This is a genomic window from Pseudomonas sp. SHLD1 (assembly GCF_028640935.1).
Classification (GTDB): Bacteria; Pseudomonadota; Gammaproteobacteria; order Pseudomonadales; family Pseudomonadaceae; genus Chryseomonas; species Chryseomonas aestiva.
In genome coordinates, this window is record NZ_JAQZAD010000013.1 from 50,254 (window position 1) to 71,513 (window position 21,260).

General features: G+C 61.0%; 17 protein-coding genes and 2 pseudogenes. 1 reads left to right on the forward strand and 18 read right to left on the reverse strand.

Translation table 11 applies throughout. The features are described from left to right. Positions 1-176: 176 nt before the first annotated feature. The 17 genes and pseudogenes from PVZ77_RS05745 to PVZ77_RS05825 all read right to left on the reverse strand — a co-directional run bounded on the left by PVZ77_RS05745 (position 177) and on the right by PVZ77_RS05825 (position 18,180). On the reverse strand, positions 177-1,472 hold the full coding sequence (locus tag PVZ77_RS05745; RefSeq protein WP_273805864.1) for an STY4528 family pathogenicity island replication protein: 1,296 nt from the start codon (positions 1,470-1,472) through the stop codon (positions 177-179). Further along, positions 1,469-2,245: an STY4526/YPO1902 family pathogenicity island replication protein gene (locus PVZ77_RS05750; protein ID WP_273805865.1), complete on the reverse strand. Its 777-nt coding sequence runs from the start codon at positions 2,243-2,245 to the stop codon at positions 1,469-1,471. Before PVZ77_RS05750 ends, PVZ77_RS05745 begins: the two co-directional genes overlap by 4 nt. Positions 2,246-2,282: 37 nt before the next feature. Further along, the gene (locus tag PVZ77_RS05755; RefSeq protein WP_273805866.1) at positions 2,283-4,031 is read right to left on the reverse strand and encodes a ParB family protein; all 1,749 of its coding nucleotides are present in this window, start codon (positions 4,029-4,031) and stop codon (positions 2,283-2,285) included. Beyond that, a complete protein-coding gene (locus tag PVZ77_RS05760) occupies positions 4,028-4,306 on the reverse strand; it encodes an Arc family DNA-binding protein (protein ID WP_273805867.1) in 279 nt (92 codons plus the stop codon). The genes PVZ77_RS05755 and PVZ77_RS05760 overlap by 4 nt, the downstream gene beginning before the upstream one ends. After that, positions 4,303-4,542 (reverse strand): hypothetical protein, encoded by a 240-nt coding sequence (locus tag PVZ77_RS05765; RefSeq protein WP_044340809.1) that lies wholly within the window; start codon positions 4,540-4,542, stop codon positions 4,303-4,305. Before PVZ77_RS05765 ends, PVZ77_RS05760 begins: the two co-directional genes overlap by 4 nt. Then, positions 4,539-4,928 carry a hypothetical protein gene (locus tag PVZ77_RS05770; RefSeq protein WP_273805868.1) on the reverse strand — a complete coding sequence of 130 codons (390 nt, stop codon included), beginning with the start codon at positions 4,926-4,928 and terminating at the stop codon, positions 4,539-4,541. The genes PVZ77_RS05765 and PVZ77_RS05770 overlap by 4 nt, the downstream gene beginning before the upstream one ends. A 1-nt stretch (position 4,929) precedes the next feature. Beyond that, positions 4,930-5,253 (reverse strand): hypothetical protein, encoded by a 324-nt coding sequence (locus PVZ77_RS05775; protein WP_273805869.1) that lies wholly within the window; start codon positions 5,251-5,253, stop codon positions 4,930-4,932. 104 nt (positions 5,254-5,357) lie between these two features. After that, positions 5,358-6,770 carry a replicative DNA helicase gene (dnaB, locus tag PVZ77_RS05780; RefSeq protein WP_273805870.1) on the reverse strand — a complete coding sequence of 471 codons (1,413 nt, stop codon included), beginning with the start codon at positions 6,768-6,770 and terminating at the stop codon, positions 5,358-5,360. Next, a complete protein-coding gene (locus tag PVZ77_RS05785) occupies positions 6,767-7,468 on the reverse strand; it encodes a DUF2786 domain-containing protein (RefSeq protein ID WP_273805871.1) in 702 nt (233 codons plus the stop codon). Before PVZ77_RS05785 ends, dnaB begins: the two co-directional genes overlap by 4 nt. Next, on the reverse strand, positions 7,468-8,232 hold the full coding sequence (locus PVZ77_RS05790; protein ID WP_273805872.1) for a hypothetical protein: 765 nt from the start codon (positions 8,230-8,232) through the stop codon (positions 7,468-7,470). Before PVZ77_RS05790 ends, PVZ77_RS05785 begins: the two co-directional genes overlap by 1 nt. Position 8,233: 1 nt before the next feature. Then, positions 8,234-9,118, reverse strand: coding sequence for a ParA family protein (locus tag PVZ77_RS05795; RefSeq protein ID WP_443218033.1), 885 nt, complete (start codon positions 9,116-9,118; stop codon positions 8,234-8,236). A 696-nt stretch (positions 9,119-9,814) separates the two neighbouring features. Further along, positions 9,815-11,128, reverse strand: coding sequence for a methyl-accepting chemotaxis protein (locus PVZ77_RS05800; RefSeq protein ID WP_273805873.1), 1,314 nt, complete (start codon positions 11,126-11,128; stop codon positions 9,815-9,817). A gap of 819 nt (positions 11,129-11,947) precedes the next feature. Continuing rightward, positions 11,948-13,570: a methyl-accepting chemotaxis protein gene (locus PVZ77_RS05805; RefSeq protein ID WP_273805874.1), complete on the reverse strand. Its 1,623-nt coding sequence runs from the start codon at positions 13,568-13,570 to the stop codon at positions 11,948-11,950. 206 nt (positions 13,571-13,776) lie between these two features. Further along, positions 13,777-13,944 (reverse strand): annotated as a pseudogene (locus PVZ77_RS05810) (DUF3158 family protein); the annotation flags it as partial. Between the two features lie 616 nt (positions 13,945-14,560). Continuing rightward, positions 14,561-15,229, reverse strand: a complete 669-nt coding sequence (leuD, locus tag PVZ77_RS05815; protein ID WP_273805875.1) for a 3-isopropylmalate dehydratase small subunit — start codon at positions 15,227-15,229, stop codon at positions 14,561-14,563. 11 nt (positions 15,230-15,240) lie between these two features. Next, positions 15,241-16,659: a 3-isopropylmalate dehydratase large subunit gene (gene leuC / locus PVZ77_RS05820; protein ID WP_273806321.1), complete on the reverse strand. Its 1,419-nt coding sequence runs from the start codon at positions 16,657-16,659 to the stop codon at positions 15,241-15,243. Positions 16,660-16,818: 159 nt separating this feature from the next. Then, positions 16,819-18,180: a dicarboxylate/amino acid:cation symporter gene (locus PVZ77_RS05825; protein WP_273805876.1), complete on the reverse strand. Its 1,362-nt coding sequence runs from the start codon at positions 18,178-18,180 to the stop codon at positions 16,819-16,821. Positions 18,181-18,644: 464 nt separating this feature from the next. On the opposite strand from PVZ77_RS05825, the pseudogene PVZ77_RS05830 reads away from it, so the two are divergent. Then, positions 18,645-19,567: pseudogene (locus tag PVZ77_RS05830) on the forward strand (LysR family transcriptional regulator). Between the two features lie 286 nt (positions 19,568-19,853). On the opposite strand, the gene PVZ77_RS05835 reads toward PVZ77_RS05830, so the two are convergent. Then, entirely contained in the window at positions 19,854-21,260 is a 1,407-nt protein-coding gene (locus PVZ77_RS05835) for a heavy metal sensor histidine kinase (protein ID WP_273805877.1), read from the reverse strand.

Sequence of the window (21,260 nt, forward strand, 5' to 3'; positions counted from 1 at the left end):
GGAGTCACCCCGGGGGTCCGCTGTTAAGGTGATTCCAGTGGAATCACCCTGAGGGTCCGGAGCTGAGGTGATTCCACTGGAATCACCCTGGGTTTCCGTTGAGCAGGTGCTGTTGTCGAAGCAACTGTTAAACACCAGCTCTGGGAGTCTGCTAATGCGGAGGGAAGTGACTGCGCTCATTCGCTGCGTCCCCGGCCCATCATCGCCCTTAGATTTTTGAAGACGTCATTCCCGGTTCGAGCATCGCTGACAGCTCTGGGCTGGATTGGCGCCGGCTCAAACCGTGGAATTGCAGCGGCTGCAGGTGCTGCTGCGGGTAGGGCCGAAGCGGCTGATTGGACTACGGCTGGCTGCCAATCGGCATTGAAGTCACCGGTCTGGGCCTTCTGGATGAGCTTCATCAGGTAGGCAAGCGGCTTGGCTACCCCGCCCGAGGCGCACCGCGCGCCCCATTGCTTGATCAGCGGTTGCCGAAGGTCGGGGCTAACAGCTGCTATGGCCTGTTGGGCTCGATGCTGCTGCTGGGACGTCATCCGCTGGTAGGCACTGGGCCATGCGAATCCTGTGTCCTGCTCCTCTCGCAGTACAGAGCTTTTAGATACATCAGTATTTGTATTCGTATACGTACTAGATGAGTTCGGATTCCGAACTGAGGCTGAAACCCCCTGATTTACGCTGAGTTCGGATTCCGAACTGAGGGGCGGGAGCTGATCATCTGGGCTTTTTTGACTGAGTTCGGAATCCGAACTCTGGTGATTCATGGGCGGCAAGACCGGAGTTCGGAATCCGAACTCAGCCGGAGGGATCGCAGCACGGGCAGGATCCTCAAGTCCCTGGGCGCGGAAACGCTCTCTGAACACCTCAACCCGGGTAGGCAGCTCCTGGGTCTCGCTGACCAGCATCTCGTCAAAGGTGATGCCTGCAATCTCGCGGACGGAGCTATTCGAGTGCTCGAGGCCGTTGGCCACGAGGGGTAGGAAGTCGTGATCGAGTTGGATGGCTTCGGAATAGTCGACCGGCTCATCGTGCAGGATGTAGATGTTGCCTTGAACCTGGCCGGTGATCGCATCACGGACGCGGCGGCCGAGGCTCAACCAGCGGGTCAGGCGCAGCACGGTCAAGGCTTTGGCCACGGTCTCGCGTGAAGCGGGACGGCCTGGATTGTTGCCTAGATAGGGTCTCAATTGATCGTAGGTCGGGAAAGCAGTGACGCCATCGCCGTTCATCAGCAGGCGAAACACCTGCCAGGTATTGCGCTCCAGGGGGGAGAGACGATCATCGAGCAGTAGCCGGCGTGGGACGGTCTCATGGGGGTTACCACTGAAAACGATGCCGGCGAATTCCTTGGGTAGGTCTTCGCCGGTTTTCTGCCTGTAGTCGCGCTGGGCTTGGACATGGACGTTCAGGTGTGATGCTGCAACGTCCAGGGCGCGACCGAGTAGATGGGAGACGCGTGGAGCAGGGGTCTTCACCTGTTGTCGCCTTCTGCCGAGTCCAGCTCGATCAAGTCCATCTGCCCGAGGGCAGTGGACTGATCCTGTTCTTGCGCCTCGGAAAGGGCCTCGCCCGTGGCCTGTTCTTCGGTGGAATAGCTGTCCCGTCTTCTGCGGGCATCGGATATCAACCGTAGGGGGGCACGGGCGATCTTGGGTGGATAGAGGCCCTCGTTAAGCCAGGTCTGGACAAGATTCCAGATCAGGCCGAGGGTGATCTGGTCGTGCTTGTGCTTGATGGACTCGAAGGGACCGTTGAGCTCTTCGGTGATGAGCATGCAGATGTCGAGCAGCGCGATCGCGTCCATGTGGTCGACCTCATGGGTACTCATCAGGTCCAGGAAGCGATACCAGACCTGGTCGGTATCATCGAGTCCCGCCACTCGGCCTGGGCGGCCGGGGACGTTCAGCAACTGACGTACGACATTGATCTCGCTGGGCGCCATGCCAAAGAAGTCTTTGATCATCCCGTTGGTGGCGCCCAGCTGGATAGCCCGATGCACGAGGCGGGTTTCACGCTCATCGCGTTCGCAGTTCTCCAGGAGCTTCTTGACCATGTCGAGGTCGATCTGGATCTTGCACCAGCGCGCCGGAGCGTTTTTCAGAATGCTGTGGGCCTGGGGCTGACGCAGCAGGTTTAAGACCTCAACGTCCAAGCCAATGTCCAGGCAGCGCTGGACCTGGCCATTGCGCAGGTGATGGAGGATCTGGTCCATCAATGCCTGATTCAGGGGGTTGTACTTCGTGGACATATGCGACTTCCTAATGCAGGTCCAGAAGGTGACCGGGCTACTGCCCAGCCTCGAGTTCGATTAGCCGGCGAGCGAGACGGATCACCCGAAACAGCTTCACTAGGGCTGCATCGGTCATGCGGCCTTCGGTGCTGGCTGGCTTGCTATCGAAAAGGGGATCGCCAAGAAGCAACTGGCCCAGGTTCAAGGTAAATGTCGCGTTCTCTTCCGCGATGCTTGCCGTAAGTGCCTCGGCGTTTTCTGGGTCCCGCGACACCACGTAGCTGTACATGCCCGTCAAGGACTGCAGGAATTGCCAGGATGTCGTTCCGCGTGCGGTCAGCTCTGACTGAGGGGTAGAAAGCGTGAAGCCAAGTGCAAAGTCGGTGGACTTGAGCAGCTCACCTGGAACGTCGCACAGCTGGGCGATTTCTAGGACGAGCGTTCTCAAGACCTTGCGCAGTTCGTCCGGAGTATCGCTACTACGCTCGATGTACCAGACGTCCGAGATGGGATACAGACCCCCGGCCTGGACGGGAATGGCACGCAGAGCATCGCTGTTGAAGTCAGGTAGCGTTTCGCCGTGCTCGGCCGCAATGCGTCGCTGAACATCCCGTACCTTCTGACCGATGCCATCGGGCGTCACGATGTGGCCGTTCAGGCGAGCTGAGCGCTCGTCTTCGGACAGTTGTTCGGGATCCGGCGGAGTATGTTGCGGAGGAGTCGCGTCGACCGCTCCGGTACCGCCGACGCGCTCAGGTAGTGGCGCTGGTGTGGCTGGGGAGGCGCCTTGTGGCTTCTGCTTGGATGGGGTACCAGGCTGCTGTTCCAGGGTGGGAATGTTGCCCTGGGCAGGTAGCGCATTGCCGGAGGCGGGAATCTGGGGTATCTGGCCATCGGCCACCTGTACCCCCACCAACTGCGAGCGACGGCTGCTGTCCTGATGATCCAGGATGGCCTTTAGCACCTCCTCATAGCTGATGTTCAACGCTCTACGGATCTGTCCGATCAGCTCGTCTTGGATGGAATCGAAAACGAAATTATCGGTGGGTCCGTCGAAGCCGTTCAGCACTTCTTGATAGAGGATCTCGAAGTCCGCCTCTTGGCCATCGAAGCTGATCCAGGCCTTGAGCGCGGCGCTACGCAAATTGAGTAGCTTCTCAATCTGAGGCTTACCTAATCCCGAATAGAGTAGTCCTGGAATCGCGGGCACCAGGGTACGAATTGTCTCCTGCATTTTGCTGATGTGGGACTGGGATATACGGTATCCATCCTCAGCTAGCTTCCTCACAAGCTCCCTCTGAGAGATCTCTCGGCCCGCTTCTTGGGCATAGAGCTCACGAGCAGCATCAATGCTGACGGCGCGCTCGATAAACATCAGGTTGCCGCGCAGATCGTTCTCGGCCAGGTGACCGGTCAGGGAGACGATTTCGCCGCGGTCGGACCAGGGGCGGAACAGGCAATGGATACGGAAGTAACGCTCATCCCTGGTCTCTCTCCATAGCTCATTGAGAATGGCCAGGCGAGTGTTGCCACCCGTGCGGATGATGTAGTGATCTTCGCCGGGCCTCCGGGTTACAGGCGGTGGCTGATCCAGCCCACGTGCTTGGATGGACGCCTTGATCTCATCATGCAGCGGGTTTCGGGTGGTTCGGGGGTTGCGGTTGTAAGGCGCCAACTCATCCAGTGTTAGGACCATGGGCGTTTCCTTGATCGGATCCGCCAGGCGTGCAACAGGAGTGCTCGATCCGGCGAAGCCACCGGCCAACAGACGCTGAGTGACGGCTTCGTTGCTGGGCTTGCTCATGCGTGGATCTCCTGAGCGGCACGACTTGCCGGCCGGCTGGACTCATCATTGGCGGCCAGCAGCTGGTCGATAACGCGCTGCAGACGAAAGACCTCATCCTCGAGCTCGAGCGTGCGGCCCATGCGGCTGATGATCTCGGCGTTCATCGACCGATGAGCCTGCTTAGCCGCCTCGGCGATTTGAGGACGCAGTCCCTTGGGAAAGCGGACGACGAACTTCTCATCCTCTGTTGCAGATTTCCGTACGGATGGCTTGCGCTTGGTTGCGGTAGTCATAGGGTCTGGTCCAATTCGTTCATAGGCTGGGCACGGCGCAGCAGGGCGCGGGCATTGAGGCCGGCGCGGCGATCGCTGGGCGTGAAAGACGTGAAAATGGGGCAGTAGCCGACTTTCAAGAACTTGACGTGGCCGCCCTTGGTACGGGCGACGATCCAGCCCTCATCCAGGGCGAACGCCACCAGGTCCTGCAGGTTCTTGTTGGCACCACGTAGCGCATGGGCGGGCGTCGTCATGTGCGGCTACCTCCTTTCACGTATCCCACCTTGAAAGGCAGTCGATGCGCCCGGGCAAGGCCATGACAGCGATCCAGGGGCTGCTGTAGGCGCCTGGACGCGGTGCGTAGCGTGTCTCCGAGCAAGGCGCGGGCTCGAAGGAGCCGCACCAGGTCCTCGTCGGAAACTTCGATTGCCGGCTTGGCCTCGGCCAGCTGGCGTAGCTCCTCGCGCTGCGCGCTGATGACGAAGCTGGGACCGCCGGCGGCGCGCTCGGTGGGCTTCACTTCAACGACCTGGCCACCATTGGCCAGGAAGTCGTTCAGCGCTGCATCCAGCCTCTGCCGGTCACGTTCGCGATCGGTATGAGAAGGGAGATCCTGTTCCGGGGTGTGATGGGAGAGCATGTCATTGGCCTCCCGCCCGGTGCTGGAGCTGGTTGCCCGACTCGATGGCCACGATCTCGGCCAGACCATCGTCCTTGAACAGCAGGTCCAGGGTCTTGATCAGCCCTGCCGCATCGTTGCGGGAGCCGGCTACGCGGAAGACGACGGTGGTGTCGTGGAAGGGACCAGGTGCTGGCTGATCGACGAGCTGCAGGGGCTCCACGTCTAGCGAATGGCAGACGCTGCAGACCAGAATTTCATCAGCGGTAAGGGGACGGCGGCAGAGGTGATGGCCGCAGTTGCGGCACTGGTGAGTAACCCCAGACAACATAGCTTGCGGGCTCATCGAGCAGCTCCTTGCCGGCTCCCGCCGGCGAACGATCGAGGGGAAGGGCAGGGAAGAGGGTTGCGACTCATCGGTAACGGACCCGAGTGCAATGGTCAGGAGGTTCATACGTTCATCTCCTGCCAGGCCTGCGCGCTCAGGTTCTCGAAGCGCGTCTGCTTGGCAATGAAGGCGGCGCGGACCGTGCCGACTTCGCCGTTGCGGTGTTTGCCAACGATCAGCTCAGCAATGCCCTTGAACTCGGTATCCGGGTGGTAGTACTCGTCGCGGTACAGGAACATGATCACGTCGGCGTCCTGCTCGATCGCACCGGATTCACGCAGATCGGCAAGGCCAGGGCGCTTGTTCGGCCGAGACTCCAGACCTCGGTTGAGTTGGGAGACCGCGATGACCGGGCACTTCATCTCTTTGGCGAGCGCCTTGAGCGAGCGAGAGATCTCGGCGATCTCGTTGGCGCGGTTCTCTTGGCCTTCGCAGCGCATCAGCTGCAGGTAGTCGACCAGGATCAGGGCGGGCGGGCCGAAACGGCGCGCGGCACGACGGGCTCTGGCGCGCAGCATCGTGGGGGACAGGCCAGCCTGGTCGTCGATGACCAGGCGATCGCCAAAGCCGTTGATGGTGTTGACGGCCATGGTCAGCTTTGGCCAGTCCTCATCCTCCAACTGCCCAAGCTTGAGCTTCGTGGCATCGATGTGCCCGATGATCGCCACAAGCCTGAGCATCAGCTGTTCAGCCGGCATCTCCAGGCTGTAGACCTGTACCGATTTGCCAACCGCATGGTGGAGCGCTTTGGTGATGCAGTTGAGCAAGAAGGCGGTCTTGCCCATGGCAGGACGGGCACCGACGATGATCAGGTCGGTGTCCTGCCATCCCGAGGTGAGGGTATCGAGGTCGGTAAGACCTGAAGGAACACCCGTCACCGGCATAGGGTTGTTGAAGCGCTCGTCGATGGTGTCGATCAGCTTGCTCAACGTTGCAGTGACGTTGCAGAACTCGGCGCCCTTGCGGTCTTGGCCAAGCGCGAACAACCGCTGCTCGGTCTGTTCCTGCACTTCGGCGGCATTGGCACCCGGTGCTGACGCCTCGCGGCTGCTGGCAAAGCCCAGCAGAATCAGGCGGCGCAGATGTGCGCGCTGGGCGACGATCTCCGCGTACGCGACGATGTTGGCCACCGAGGGGGTGTCCTTGGCCAAGGTCCCCAGATAGGCAAGGCCGCCCACCTCGTCGACGTCGGGCATCACCTCGGCGAGGGTCACGACATCGAAGGGCCGCGATTGAGAGGCGAGCAGGGCGATTCGCCGAAATATGAGCTGGTGGTGCCGGAAGAAGAAGTCTTCCTCCAGCAACACGTCAGCGATCAGGTCCCAGGTGCTGTTGTCGAGCATCAGTCCGCCCAGGACGGCCTGCTCGGCCTCTTGAGAATGAGGCGGGACCAAGCCGGCCGCTACGCGCTCAGCGTCTGAGACATGCACGGAGTGATCGTGGTCGGAGGCTTCCAGGAGCTGAACGACGTTCATGGCCGACCTCCCAGCGCTACCTGGTCACGGCGCTGGCCAACGCCGCGGTGGAGCTGAGCTTGAGTCCCCAGCTCGTAGCCCTGATAGCGCGCTCGCACGTCGTGGCCTTTGGCCTCAAGGTGCTCAAGCTCTACGGTGGTCAGGTCCGGATGGTGCACGGCCAGGTAGGCATCGATGACGCGCTGGGTCTCATCTGGCTTGCCCCTGGCAAACTGGTGAACCTTGACGCTGACCGCTTCGATCCAGCCTTCGGCGAATACCTGGCCACGACGGCGTTTGGTGGCCAGCTTGCAGCGAGTTTGGCTGCGGACGAATACCTTGCGCGCGGCCAGGAGCTGCTGGTGGAGCGCGGAATAGGCGTAGCTGGCCATCTCAGGCCCGACACCGATACCGACGAACTTGAAGGCCCACCCCAGGCGCTGATCGCGAAAGGCCAAGGGATCACAATCGAATGCCTGGGCACACACCAGTGCGAGCTGGTGAAGCCAATGGGCGGGTGCTTTGCGGGTGCCGGTGGCAACGACTGCCTCGCTTGCCAGCACTGCCTGGACGTCAACGTCCATGAGGTTGTGCTGCTGCATGAGCTTGCGTGCTTGACGCAGCGCGATCTCAGCTTCGTTTGGCGCGGCGCCGGCGTCCTTGGCCAGCGCGAAGCATTTGGCGACGCGCTCCAGGATCTTCTGCTTGTTGGCGTTCATCAGGCGGCCCCCCCTTGAGAGGAGGCCATCGACGTCTCTGGACCTGAGGCCTGTGTGACTTCCAGCAGCGCTTCGGTCCAGACCTTGATGGTCTCCTTGGCGCTGGGATTCGAAAGTTTTGCCTCCCGTACCTCAGTGATTCGCTTCTGTAGGGACTCCAGCCGCTGGGAAGGAGACTGGTCCACGAAAACAAGGTGATGTTCGACTGAGGATTTCAGGTCTGCGATGAGGCTTGTTACCTGGTCAAGGCGCCATTTCTTGGTGGTTGTCCAGCTTGGAGCTGGAGACTGAATCATGTCGCGAAGGCGACCATCTTCTTTCAGCAGCCAGCCATCGGTGATTGGCCTGATTGTGATGTACAGCTTCAGTACTTCGATCTGCTGCTCGACTGTCGTGGTTGGCAGCGGGAAGTGCTGGGTGACCAGCTGCTTCGCTTGTCGCTCGCGCTGCTCACGAAGCTTGGCGGCAGCCTTCTCTTCTCGTGCCTTCCGCTCCTTGGCGTGCTCGACGTTGTACTTCACTGAGTCCAGTAGGGCTGCAGCGTTGCTCAGCAGCTCGCGCTGCTTGTGGGAGAGCTGTGCACCGAGGCGGCCGAGGAGCGTGTTGTTGTACTGGGTCAGCGCACGCAGCTCGCGGGCAGCGCTGGAGAGCCCGGTCTGCACCTTGCGAAAATCCTTCGCGTCGTAGAACTTTCCCTGTTCCAGCACCACATCTGCAGTGATGCCTGTGGCCTGGGTCAGATCATGATTTTGGGAAGTGGCCATCTCACTTGCCCTCTCGAACCAGGGCATGTACGACCGACTCGGTCATGGCGGTGAAGCGCTCAGTCCACTCGGGGAAGAGTTCGATGGCTAAGTTGCGGATGACCTGCAAGGCAGCGGGTGCCTGACGGTTGCTGGGCTGCCTGTATTCCAGGCGGTGTGCAGGGATCCCATGAGTTGCCGACTCACAATAGACAACTGCATCAGGGATGACGGTATCTATGACCTGGATATCGGAATGGCCACGGAAGGTCTCCCGGATCGTCGCATCAAGCTGGCGCGCGTCTGAGGTGAGATCCAGACCGTTCACTACGGCCTTGATGGGCGGTACCGGCAGCCCAAGGCGGGCATAGGGTCGGAGTCCGTCCAGCATCTGCAGAGTGCCGCGGTTGAATTCGCGGGCGGATAGCATTTCAGGGGGAAGGGGGGAGACGGCGAGGTCCGAAGCGAGCATGACCATCTCAAGGAGCACGGTGCGGGCCCCCTGCGTATCGATCAGCACCAGGTCGAAGTCGTCCTGGAAGATGTCCTTGAGATGAGCCAGGCGAAGCCGGCCATCAGGCGCCTGCAGGAGGAGGTTGATCAGGTGGTTGTGCGGATCGTTGGAATAGATCAGCGAAAGATTCTGGATATTCGTTTTGGAGACGATGCGGTCGAGACGTGTCTCGTTGCTGGCGATCAGCTCGAAGACGCCGCAGGGAGCGGGCTCGACGAGGTCGTAGTAGGACGAGAGGGAAGGCTGGACAGGATCCAGGTCAATCAGTAGGGTGCGGAGCCCTGCATCGGCACAGAACGCGCCTAGGTTGGCGGTCTTGGTGGTTTTTCCTGTACCGCCCTTGGTCGAAATCGCAGATGTAGTTTTCAAATGTGCAGCCTCTAATGGGTTCATTAGAGGCCGCTTGTTTTCACTGAGAGGCGCGTCGCGCCTGGGTGCAGTGATGGGTCAAAAGCAATTGGCTTTTAACCAATTGGTCGTAGGTTCGAATCCCACACGACCCACCATCTTCACCAGAAACCCTCCGCAATGGAGGGTTTTTGCGTTTCAGGCCTATGTCCAGGAAAACTAAAAGGCTCTCTCAGGCTGCGAGGAGTCCTTGTCCTGAGGTGTAATCGCCAAGTCAGGCGTGCCGTCGGCCTTGGGTTGTACGCTAGAGGGCCAGGCCTGCTGCCAACGCTGAAACGTATTCCGCACTTGACCCTCAGAGGGTGCCCCCCTCGCCTAGGGTGGAGCGGCTACCGGTACGGTAGTCGCCGAAAAGGTGCCCGGCGCCTGAGGGACGGTTGGAGATTGCCGGACAGGCAGCGTCACCTGGGGCGTCTGAACCGGCGCGGATGTCAGCGCCACGCCGGTGGGCACGGATTCGACTGCGACAGGGGAGAGGTGTTCGGTAGGGGAGGCGTCATGCGCCCTGGCGTGGCGAACGGTCGGCTTCATATCGGAAAAAAAAGCCCCCGCGCAGGGCGGGGGCAGATTCAGTCTGAAGCCTTCAGATAAGCCAACCTGAAAGATGAGCTGGAGCACTCTCTCTAGCTGACTGCACCACCAGTTGGCGGTTCAGGCCAGGCAGCCAGGACGTGCGCACCGTCACTGTTGAATCATGGTGGCCGCCCGCTGCGTCGCTTCGGACGTGCGCGTAGCCAGCTTCCGAACCTCGTCGGCTACCACCGCAAAGCCTCGTCCGGCCTCGCCGGCTCGTGCCGCTTCGATCGCGGCATTGAGCGCCAGCAGGTTGGTCTGGGCGGCGATGCCCTGGATCGAGCTGACGATGTCGGTGACGTTCTTCAAGTTCTCTTCCATCTCGCGATGCTGGGCTTGCTGCGCGTCCCGAAGCGCATTCTGCTCATAGGTGGCATGGATATCGGTCAGGGCGCCCACTACGCGCAGCGGTGTTCCGTCGTTGGCGCGTCGGGTCTGACCCCGGGCCCTGAACCAGCGGTAGCTGCCATCCTTCAATTTCAGACGGTAGGTGATATCGAAGCCGGTCTTGCCGCTACGGTCATTGAGGTGGGCGCCAAAGGCCTGGATGCTGCGTTGCTTGTCCTCGGGGTGCAAACGGGACGCCCAGCTGTCGAGAACATCGGGAAATTCCTCGACTGTCTCGAAGCCCAGCAGGCGACGGAACTGGGGCGACCACCAGAAGGGATTCTGCGCATTGACCGGATCGCCCGCTATCACCTCCATGTCCCACAGGCCATCGTTGAGCATTTCACGCGCAAGCTCGAAGCGCGTCAGGGTCACCTCGAGTTCAGCATCGCGCTGACGCTGATCATGGATGTCCCTGAGAGAGCCCGCCACGCGCAGCGGCGTACCCTTGGCGTCGCGGAGGGTCTCGCCGCTCGCACGAAACCAGCGATACTCGCCGCCCTTGGTCGCCACCCGGTATTCGATGTCATAGGGGGTGTTGCCGCTGCGATCATTCAGGTGCCGGGCGAATGCGTCCAGAGTCGGTTTGCTGTCCTCCGGGTGTAGCCGATTGGCCCAGCTTCCGAGCTCGTTCGGGAAGTCCTGCTCGTTGCGAAAGCCCAGCAGGGCACGAAATTGATCCGACCACCAGAACGCATTACGCGGGTTGACCGGATCTCCGGCGACCACTTCCATATCCCACAGGCCTTCACTGGTAGCACGATTGACCAGGTCGAAGCGGGTTGCCAAACGGTCAACCGCGGCTTCGCGCTCGGCGAGGCGAGCGGTCAGCTGTTCGATCTCGCTTTGCATCTCGTGCAACTGGGCGTCGAGTGTCCCCTGGCGAGCCAGCAGTACCTTCAGGCCTTCAGCTACCCTGCGCACCGGGGCTGGCCCGGTGAGCGAATCGAGCCTGGCTGCGGCCTCGGGTTGCTCGACAGCGGCAGCGATTACGTCGAGACCCCGCATGATGGACAGGTGCTGAAGGATGGACATAGGGCGGTTCCAGGTAGGTGATATGGCCGGACATGTGATGTCTGTTTGATATCAAATTTCGGCATGAGCGCGATTATCTTTAACGCGATATTAAAGCTGCGGTCACCTGCCGGACGTGCGGTCACCTTGCAGCAAAGGTTTGGGGGCTGGCACAAGATTGATCGCTATAAGGCATACGATTGAAGGCCTAAAAGGGCTCTAGCAAGCTCATTCTTTGCTCGACCGATGGCATCCGCCTCCATGGGGTCATGGGCGATTCGCCGCTTGCCCAGCAGCCTCTACCATGGCTGCGGATCGATGCTGTTCTCAACCCGCGGAATCGCCACTACCACAAGGCGCCGCTGGACATCGCATAGGCTCGGCGTCCAGGGCAGTCCCAAGAAGAACACCTGGTTGGCTGCGGTCTGGTTGTTGCCTGTGCCGCCGTTGACGTCGTGTCGACGAAGATCCGGCAATCGGCGTCCTGCTGGAAGTGATCGATTGGCCTTTACCGCTTCGTGAGCTCTGGGTGCCCATTAGGGTGACGCATCCGATGCCTGGGGCCTGGCTGCAACGTAGCCACCGTGTCCCAGGACTCGCAGAAAAGGATCTCTTGTTCCTCGGGATCCCGCTCAGCCAGCAGCTCCATCGCCACCCGCGCCAGGAGTCGACGAAGCCGTCCCAGCCGTGCGGGCACGGGGTGGTCCGCATCGCGAAGGCCGGGCCGCACGTCCTGGTGCCGACGAGGCATCCCGTCTTCGATCCGGGCGTACAGGCCCGTGTCCTCGGCCAGCAGCGCGCTGGCGCGTAGCTGAACGCTCTCGCAGCGGATGCATCAAACTAGAGGCTGAAGCGGGCGACCTGGCGTTCCAACTGGGTGGCCAGAGCAGCGAGGCTCTCGTTGGCCAGCAGGATGTCCTGGATGTCAGTGCGGTTGCGCGCGGCCATCTGTGCGGTGGTTTCCACGCTGCGCGCTACGTCGTGGCTGGCGGCGTTCTGCTCGCGCAGGGCGAAGGAGATCTGGTCGACCACCTGTACCACCTGAGTCGAACCCTGGCGGATGGCGACGATGGCTTGTCCGGCTTGGTCCGCCTGGCCGACGCCGTGGTTGACCCGCTCTACGCCGATCTTCATGTTGCCTACCGTATCGCGGATGCCTGCCTGGATCTTGTCGATCATGGAAGCGATTTCCTGAGTCGACTTGCCAGTACGCTGGGCCAAACCGCGTACCTCGTCGGCCACCACGGCGAAGCCGAGGCCTTGCTCACCGGCCCGCGCTGCCTCGATGGCCGCGTTGAGAGCCAGCAAGTTGGTCTGGTCGGCGATGTCCTGGATCACCTTGACGATCGAGGTGATTTGCTCGGAATGCTGGCCTAGTTGGCCGATCTGGTCGGATGACTTCTGCACGGTCTCGGCGATACCGTTCATGGCAGCGAGGGTGGCCTGGATAACGTCACCGCCGTCGGCGGATTGCTGGCCTGATTGGCTCGCCAGACGATGAGCTTCCTGAGCACTCTCGGAGACGTGGCTAATGCTCACCGACAGCTCCTCGATGGTCGCGGCCATTGAGGAGGCCGCGTTGGACTGCTCAGTGACGGCGCCGGAGAGCTGCTGCGAAGAACCGGTGATCAATGCCACCGACTGCACCAACTGACGGGCTGCGCCGGCGATCTCCTGGACCATCTCGCGCAGGCCACCCTGCATACGATCAAACGCGCGGGGTAGTTCGTCGTTGCTACTGGTGTCGATCGGATTGTTCAGGCGGCCCGCGGCAATGGCATTCGCGGCATCGATGGCTAGTTGCAAGCGGCTGCGAGTGCCCCGTGCTAACGCTATGGCGATGATGAAGGCCAGTATGCCGGCCACAAGGCCACCACCGATCAGGGTCAGCATCAGATTGCGATTGCTATCGGCCATCGTCTGGTTGCGCTGCTCAAGTAGCCGGCTTTCCTCTTCCCGCATGCTAGCCAGCAGAGCCCGCATGTCGTCCATCTTGGCCTTATCCCGACCTTCGCCGACGCGCACGGCCAAAGCCTCGTCCGGCAGGACGGCCTGGTTCAGGGCACGGCGTTGGGCCAACAGCGGCTGGACGTCTTCCTGTAGCCAAGCGCCTTCGAGGCGGCGCAGATCGGCGATGCGCCCTTGCTGACGGGGATTGTCGGCGGTCAGATCAGCCAGGGTCTGGGTGCGCTGGGACAGGGCCTGCTGGCCACTTTCAAGGGGGGCAAGAAAGGCCGCTTTCCCCGTGATGACGAAACCGCGCATGCCGGTCTCGATATTGATCAGGCTGCTAAGGATGTCATCGATCTGATTTAGCACCTCATAGGTATGGACGTTCCAGTCTGAGGCCTCGCGCATCGCGGAAAAGCCGCGATAGCTCGCACCAATAATGACGGCGATGATTGCCACCATGAGAGCGAAACCGGCGTAAATCTTCTGGGATATGCTGAGCTTGGCGAACATGAGGACATCCTGCAGGCGTGAAAAGGTAAGACGTAGATGGGCATAGGGTGATGGCACGGTAGTACTACGTCTGACTATTCGCTACAGATGGCTGCATTAGCGCTTCGCTTTCGGGTAAAGGGTCAGCCAAGGAGGATGGGCGGTAACAAATTGTTTCGGCTTGGCGTCCGTCGAGAGGGATTTGCTCAATCGCGTCCCCCTTGCTGTCAGCGCAGAAAGACCGGACCAGCTGAGGTGTGCTGGTGGGTCATCCGGATGTGCAAGCGCGTGAAGGGGAAGCGCCGGGCCTGGGCGAGAATCCGCTCCTGGGACAGGGTGTTCAGGTCGGCTGCAAGGGAACGGCACTGCTCGGCCAATTGGTCCGGTGCTCCCTTACCCCTTAAAGGGTTCTAAAGCCCTTTGTAGAAGGGGGTGTTTTGCAGGTTGGCGAAGACCTCCTGTTGCAGGGGCTGGAGGGCGGCCTGTTGCAGGTCCGCTGTTTTCGCGCCTTGAACGCACGGTTGCAGTGCCATGGCTAGCAGGCCTCACTCATCTCGGCGACGGGGTGGGCGCTGGCCATAGCGTCCAAAGGCTCATGCTCGTCCGCGGAGTCGCCATCGAAGCCGTCGTCTCCACCGCTGGAGGTGGCGGGGCGTCACCTGGACGCTGAAGGCCACGCCATCTTTGCGTAGCTTTTTTGGACGCCGTAAGTACCGATTTCCGGTATTCGTTGCGCGCAACGCCAAAGACTCGGGATCCTTCCAATATACGAGCAGGCGAAAGCCGTACTTCCAGGAAAGACACAAGTGGTATCGCGCGCCAGGTCATATCCGCTTTCGCGCTGGAGTATCGGGTAGATGATGGGTCCCTCTCTCTCCGCAGGCTGACCTGGACGGAGCGATGAGTGGTCGTCCGCCTGGACATCCTTACAACCAGAGCGAGAGGGGTATCGGCTTGGCTCAATGTGAAAATGACGTCACCGAAACAAGGGTGAGCATAGGTTCACAGGCGTTACCCCAGCGCCAGCGTCGATTCGTCAGTACCTCTGAACAACCAGGGCTGACGGGTACGATGCTGGCTCTCGAACGCTCTGATCTCGTCACTCCCCAGTAGCGTCAGGCCAATATCGTCCAGCCCTTGGAGCAGGCAGTGCTTGCGGAAGGCGTCGATCTCGAAGTTCAACGTTTTGCCATCCGGACGGGTCACGGTCTGGGCCTCCAGGTCGATGTGCAGCCGGTAGCCCGGCTCGGCCCCAACCTGCCGGAACAGCTCGTCCACCTCGCTATCGCTCAAGACGATTGGCAGCAGGCCGTTCTTGAAACTGTTGTTGAAGAAGATATCGGCGAAGCTCGGCGCGATGATGCTGCGGAAACCGTACTCCTCCAACGCCCAGGGCGCATGCTCGCGACTGGAACCACAACCGAAGTTCTCCCGGGCCAGCAATACGCTGCTGCCCTGATAACGCACGGCGTTGAGGACGAAATCCTGGTTCAGCGGCCGCTTGGAATTATCCTGGTAAGGCTGGCCCTCATCCAGGTAGCGCCATTCATCAAACAGATTGGGGCCGAAACCCGTTCGGTAGATCGACTTCAGGAATTGCTTGGGAATGATCTGGTCGGTGTCGACGTTGGCGCGATCCAGAGGGGCGACAAGTCCTGTGTGCTGGGGAAAGGCTTTCATGCTTGGCTCCTTCAGATCAGGTCACGGACGTCGACGAAGCGACCATTCACCGCCGCGGCGGCGGCCATGGCCGGGCTGACCAGGTGGGTACGACCACCGGCCCCCTGGCGCCCGGCGAAATTGCGGTTGGACGTTGAGGCGCAGTGCTCGCCGGCATCCAGGCGGTCCGGATTCATTGCCAGGCACATCGAGCAACCTGGCTCGCGCCATTCGAAACCGGCGTCGAGGAAAATCTTGTCCAGGCCTTCCGCTTCGGCCTGGGCCTTCACCAGACCTGACCCTGGCACGACGAGGGCCTGCTTGATGGTCGAAGCCACCTTGCGGCCCTTGGCGATCACGGCCGCAGCCCGCAGGTCTTCGATCCGCGAATTGGTGCATGAGCCGATGAACACGCGGTCGAGCGGGATGTTGGTGATCGCCTGATTGGCGGTCAGCCCCATGTATTTCAGGGCACGGACGATGGAGTCGCGCTTGATCGGGTCCGTCTCCCGGGCCGGATCGGGAACGTTCTGGTCAACGGCCAGGACCATTTCTGGCGAAGTGCCCCAGCTGACTTGGGGCTTGATCTGCGCGGCGTCGAGTTCGACCACCTTGTCGAAGCGGGCGCCGGCATCAGAGACCAGATCTTTCCAGGCTTCGACGGCCATATCCCATTCCGCGCCTTTCGGGGCGAACGGACGGCCCTTGACGTAGGCGATGGTTTTTTCGTCCGTCGCGACCAGGCCTACGCGGGCGCCGGCCTCGATCGCCATGTTGCAGATGGTCATGCGGCCTTCGATGGACAGGGCCCGAATGGCGCTGCCCGCGAACTCGATGGCGTGGCCATTACCCCCGGCGGTGCCGATCTTGCCGATCACCGCGAGGATGATGTCCTTGGCGGTCACCCCGAGTGGCAACTGGCCATCGACGGAAACCAGCATGTTCTTCATCTTCTTGGCGATCAGGCACTGGGTCGCCAGCACATGCTCGACTTCGGAGGTGCCGATACCGTGTGCCAGCGCCCCAAAGGCGCCGTGGGTGGCGGTGTGGGAATCGCCGCAGACCACGGTCATCCCCGGCAGGGTGGCGCCCTGTTCCGGAGCGATGACATGGACGATACCGTGGCGAACGTCGTTCATCTTGAATTCGGTGATGCCGTACTGGTCGCAGTTGTCATCGAGGGTCTGCACTTGCAGACGCGAAACCGGATCGGCAATGGCCGCGATGCCGCCCTTGCGCTCAGATGTCGTCGGCACGTTGTGGTCCGGGGTCGCGATGTTGGCATCGACACGCCAGGGCGTGCGGCCGCTCAGACGCAAGCCTTCGAAGGCCTGGGGCGAGGTCACTTCGTGAATGATGTGACGGTCGATGTAGAGCAGCGCCGAGCCGTCGTCGCGCTGTTTCACCAGATGTGAATCCCAGAGTTTGTCGTAAAGCGTTCGGCTAACCATCGCATTATCCTGCTTTGAGTTTTTTGTATGCCAGGAAACTGGCTCTTGGATCGAATCGAACAACAAGAACGTGTTTTTCATCGACAAGTAATGAACACACTCTTTCGGCGGAGCAGACACCGACGTGAGGCCGCGTAATAAAGGGCGGTCAGGTCTTTATTAATGGTTGAGCGCCCGACTTGTAACCTCGGGTAGTTGCACAAGCGTCTCGCTCGGTGAAGTCGCCGATCTGGCGGTCTCGGATCGCGCAGCATCACGCGGTTCTTCCAGGTCTTCGCCATCCGGCGCTCTATTCATCTTGGCAGTGTCCAAGGCGCCTACCCATTTGGCGATGGCCATCGTTCCTACCCTATTGCCGATCGTATTGGTAATGCCCCGCGCCTCGGACATGAAGCGATCCACACCCAACAGCAACACCATGCCGGCCACCGGAATGGTGTCGAGCGAAGCCAGGGTCGCCGTGAGGATAATGAAGCCTGCCCCGGCTACGCCCGCGGACCCCTTGGAGGTAAACATCAGAACCGTCAGCACGATCAGCTGATCGGTCAGGGTCAGCGGGGTATTGGTCGCCTGGGCGATGAATATGGCGGCAATGGTGTAGTAGATGGCTTGCCCATCAGGATTGAAGGTCAGTCCTGATGGGATGACGAGTCCTGCCACCGGCTTGGATACACCGGCCTTCTCCATTTTCGAGATCATCTGCGGCAACACCGATTCGGATGAGCAGGTCCCCAGCACGGTGAACAGTTCTTCCTTGATGTACTTCAGGAACTTCCAGAGGCTGAAGCCACTGTATCGGCAGATCGGGCCCAGGACGAAAATCACGAACACCGCGCAGGTCAGATAGACGCACGCCACCAGCTTGCCCAGCGAAAACAGCGAGCCGAAGCCGTATTTGCCGATGGTGAAGGCAATCGCGCCGAAGGCTCCGATTGGCGCCAGGCGCATTATCATGCTGACGATCCGAAACATGCCTTGCGTCAGGCTGTCGAGCGTGTCGACGAAGAGTTTCGCCCGCGGCCCGGCATTGGCCAGGGCGACCCCTAGCAAGACCGAAAACAGGAGTATCTGCAGCACGTTGCCCTTCGCGAAGGCATCGACGATGGTGTTGGGAATGATGCCCATCAGGAAGTCCATGGCCGACGTATGCTTGGCGGCCGTGGCGTAGCTGCTGAGACTGGAGGTATCCAGGGTCGTGACGTCGACATTCATTCCACTGCCGGGCCTCAATACATTGGCGACCACCAAGCCGACGACAAGCGCCAGGGTGGAAACCACTTCGAAATAGATCAGGGCGCGGAAGCCGACGCGTCCCAGTTCCTTCATGTTTTCCATGCCGGCGATGCCGGTCACTACCGTCAGGAAGATGACCGGCGCCAACAGCATCTTGATGAGCTTGATGAAGGCATCGCCCAAGGGTTTCAGTGCCGCCCCTGTTTCAGGAAACAGCACGCCGACGAGAGAACCGGCTATTACTGCGAGCAACACCTGTACGTAGAGTTTTCCGAGCGCTTTTTTCATTATTAATCCCTGAGTTTTTATTTTTGTCAGGAGACATCGGGTAACCGGCTTTCGACCAATTGCGAGATGTCTGAAGTATTGCCTCGCGCGATTGAAGACGGTCAGCGATCAATCAACACCAGCAATGCGTTCGTCTATTGAACATTCGCCCTTTGCATTTTCCGCAGGCTCCAAGCCAAGTGCGGATTTCTCCTCTATCGAAGTTGAAGGTGCCGGTGCGAGCCGCTTTCAACAGGGTGACGTTCAATGTCGAGGTGCAGGCCTTGAATCCCGTTGTTGATCCAGTTCACTACAGTCGGTTGAAACTGCAGTAGTGCCGATGGCGCGTATAACCGGATCAACTAAGCCGGCTGGCTCGGGATTGCTGACCGCAGGCTGTTCAGCAGTGTGTGAGAGGAGTATATGTAGTGATCACTACCCTGCGAGTGCCTCAAAATCACTACTTAATTAACTTTGAGTTAACAATGAGCCAGACCCTCGATCTCGCTTTTTTTCATCTGCTTGCCGAGAAAGGCAGCCTGGCAGCGACCGCCCGGGAACTGGGGGTGACCCCGCCGGCGGTGAGCAAGCGGCTGAGTGCGCTCGAAGCCCGCCTGGGCATTCGCCTGGTCACCCGGACAACCCGGTCCATGAGCCTGACGGCCGAGGGGGAGATGTACTTCAACCACGCCGAGCGCATCCTCACGCAGATCAATGAGGTGGAGCAGCTGGTCAGCAGCTGTCGCGCGACCCCCAAAGGCCTGATACGAGTCAATGCGACCCTGGGTTTTGGCCGTCGCTATATCGGCCCGGCCCTCGCGGCCTTTCATACCCGCTATCCCGAGGTCAAAGTGCAGCTCGAGATCAGCGATCATCCTCTGGATCTTGCCGCCCATGGTTTCGATCTGGCCATTCGGATCGGCAATCTCCCCGACGCGGCGTTCCATGCCCGCAAGATCGCCTCCAATCGCCGACTGCTATGCGCCTCCCCTCTCTATCTGGAAAAGCATGGCAGCCCCTCCCGGCTCACGGACCTGCAAGACCACAGCTGCATTTTTCTGCGGCAGAACGAAGCGACCTACGGCGTGTGGAATTTCAACAACGGCGGGCGTACCCAAAATATCAAGATCCACGGTGCCCTGAGCTGTAACGATGGGGAAGTGGCCTTGAACTGGGCCCTGGAAGGCTATGGATTCTGCAGCGGTCCGAATGGGATATCGCCCGCTATGTACGCAGCGGGCGCCTGCGGCTGGTGTTGGCAGACCAGACCGAGCAAGCGGATATCTATGCGGTTTACCCGCAACAGCTGCACCTCTCGGCCAGGGTGCGCAGCCTGATCGACTTCCTGGTCGAGCGCTTTTCCAACATCAACGCCATGGGTGAGGACACCGGCGACGCCGACACCTGAGCGCTGGGTGATCGCTGCACACAGCAGGGGAGGCTGACGCGTTTTGCCTGATCCTCTTGGCCGTGGCTGATCAATTCCAGCGGTCAGGTTTTTGCCATGACAGGTCGGGGCACGCACGGGCGCACGACAGCATTCGGCTCGACCAGGGGCCGGGACGCTGGTCGAAGCTGTCCTGCCCAGGGTATGGAGTCGTCAAGGACGAGGTCGGCGCCTGGGGCGAAGCCTGATCGGTCGGGGCGATGCGGGCGGGCCACGGTAGGTGTGGCACCGAAGAAGATCGCCAGTATCAGCGGCGTTCAGGGCCGCACTGGGCATCGTGGCTTGTCAGGGGCGTAACGGGTGGAGGAAATGTCAGTGTGAAGCTCGTGCTTCCGGCGTGACATTCGGCCTGCACCCACCCCTGGTGGGAGGTCATGATCGCGCGGACGATTGCCAAGCCCAGGCCGCTGCCACCGGTCTGACGGTCGCCCGCCCGGTAGAAGCGCTCGAAGACCTTCGACAGCTCATCCGGGTCCAGGGGCGATCCCTGGTTCAGCACCGCGACCTGCCCACCATCGTCCTCCTGCTGGACCAGCTTCACGGTCACCGTCGTTCCCGGATCAGCATGCCGAATGGCGTTCGAAAGCAGATTCGACAGCGCCCGCTGGATCATCAGTCTGTCGCCCTCGACCTGCAGCTGACCCTCGACGGCAAGCTCTATCCCGCGCGCCTCGGCATAGGCTTCGAACAGGCTGCAGACCCTGAGCGCCTCGTGCTCGACAGCCACCTTGCCTAATGAACTCAGCGGTTCGTGACTGTCCAGGCGGGCCAGCAGCAGCATGTCCGTGACGATTCGGCTCAGGCGATCCAACTCGTCCAGGGACTCCTCCAGGGCCTGTTGATACGAGGTCTCGTCACGCTTCCGGCTGAGTATCATCTGCGTACGCCCAATGAGGATCCCGAGCGGCGTACGCAGCTCGTGGGCAACGTCGTCCGCGAAGCGGTCGAGCAACTGCACCCCGGTATTGAGGCGTTCCAGCATGGTGTTCAGTGCAGTGGCCAGCTCAGCCACTTCCGCAGGCAGATCGGTGTCGTCGACCCGCAAGGTGAGCTTCCGGGTAGTGATCGCGCGTGCGGTTCGGCGGAAGCGCCGTAACGGCGCAAGACCCTGATAGCCCGTCCACCACGCCGCGGCGCCGATCAGCAGCAGCAGAATCGGCAGGCTTATCAGGGCCGCGCGCAGGAAGGCATCCAAAAGGAACCTATCGCTGCTGCGATCCTGGCTCAGCAGCAGCTGCAGGGGCGGCAGCCCGGGAATGGTCAGGTAGGTCCGGACGGTCAGGAGGTCGTGGCCGTCGTCGGAGTGCCATGCCAGGGTCTGGGCATCCGGCCAGCGGCCTGGCCGTAACTCATCGGCGTAGGCGTGGGAGCCCAGTCCATACAGGGGGGTGTCTTCGGCGGCCGACAGCACGGTGACCGATAGCTCCTCGTGGCCGAGCAGCGCGTCGGCCAGCACGTGCTGCCAGGGCGCCCTGGCATCCGCGGGACGCTCTTCCAGACTGTGCAGGATCTGCCCCGATTTGGCCTGTAACTGCTCGGCGGCGCGCCTGTCCAGCTCGCGGTCCAGTACGCCGTACACCATGACAACCAGAACGACGGCCAGCAGCAGGCCCACCCCGGAGACGATGAGCCCCAGGCGCAGCGCGAGGCTCAT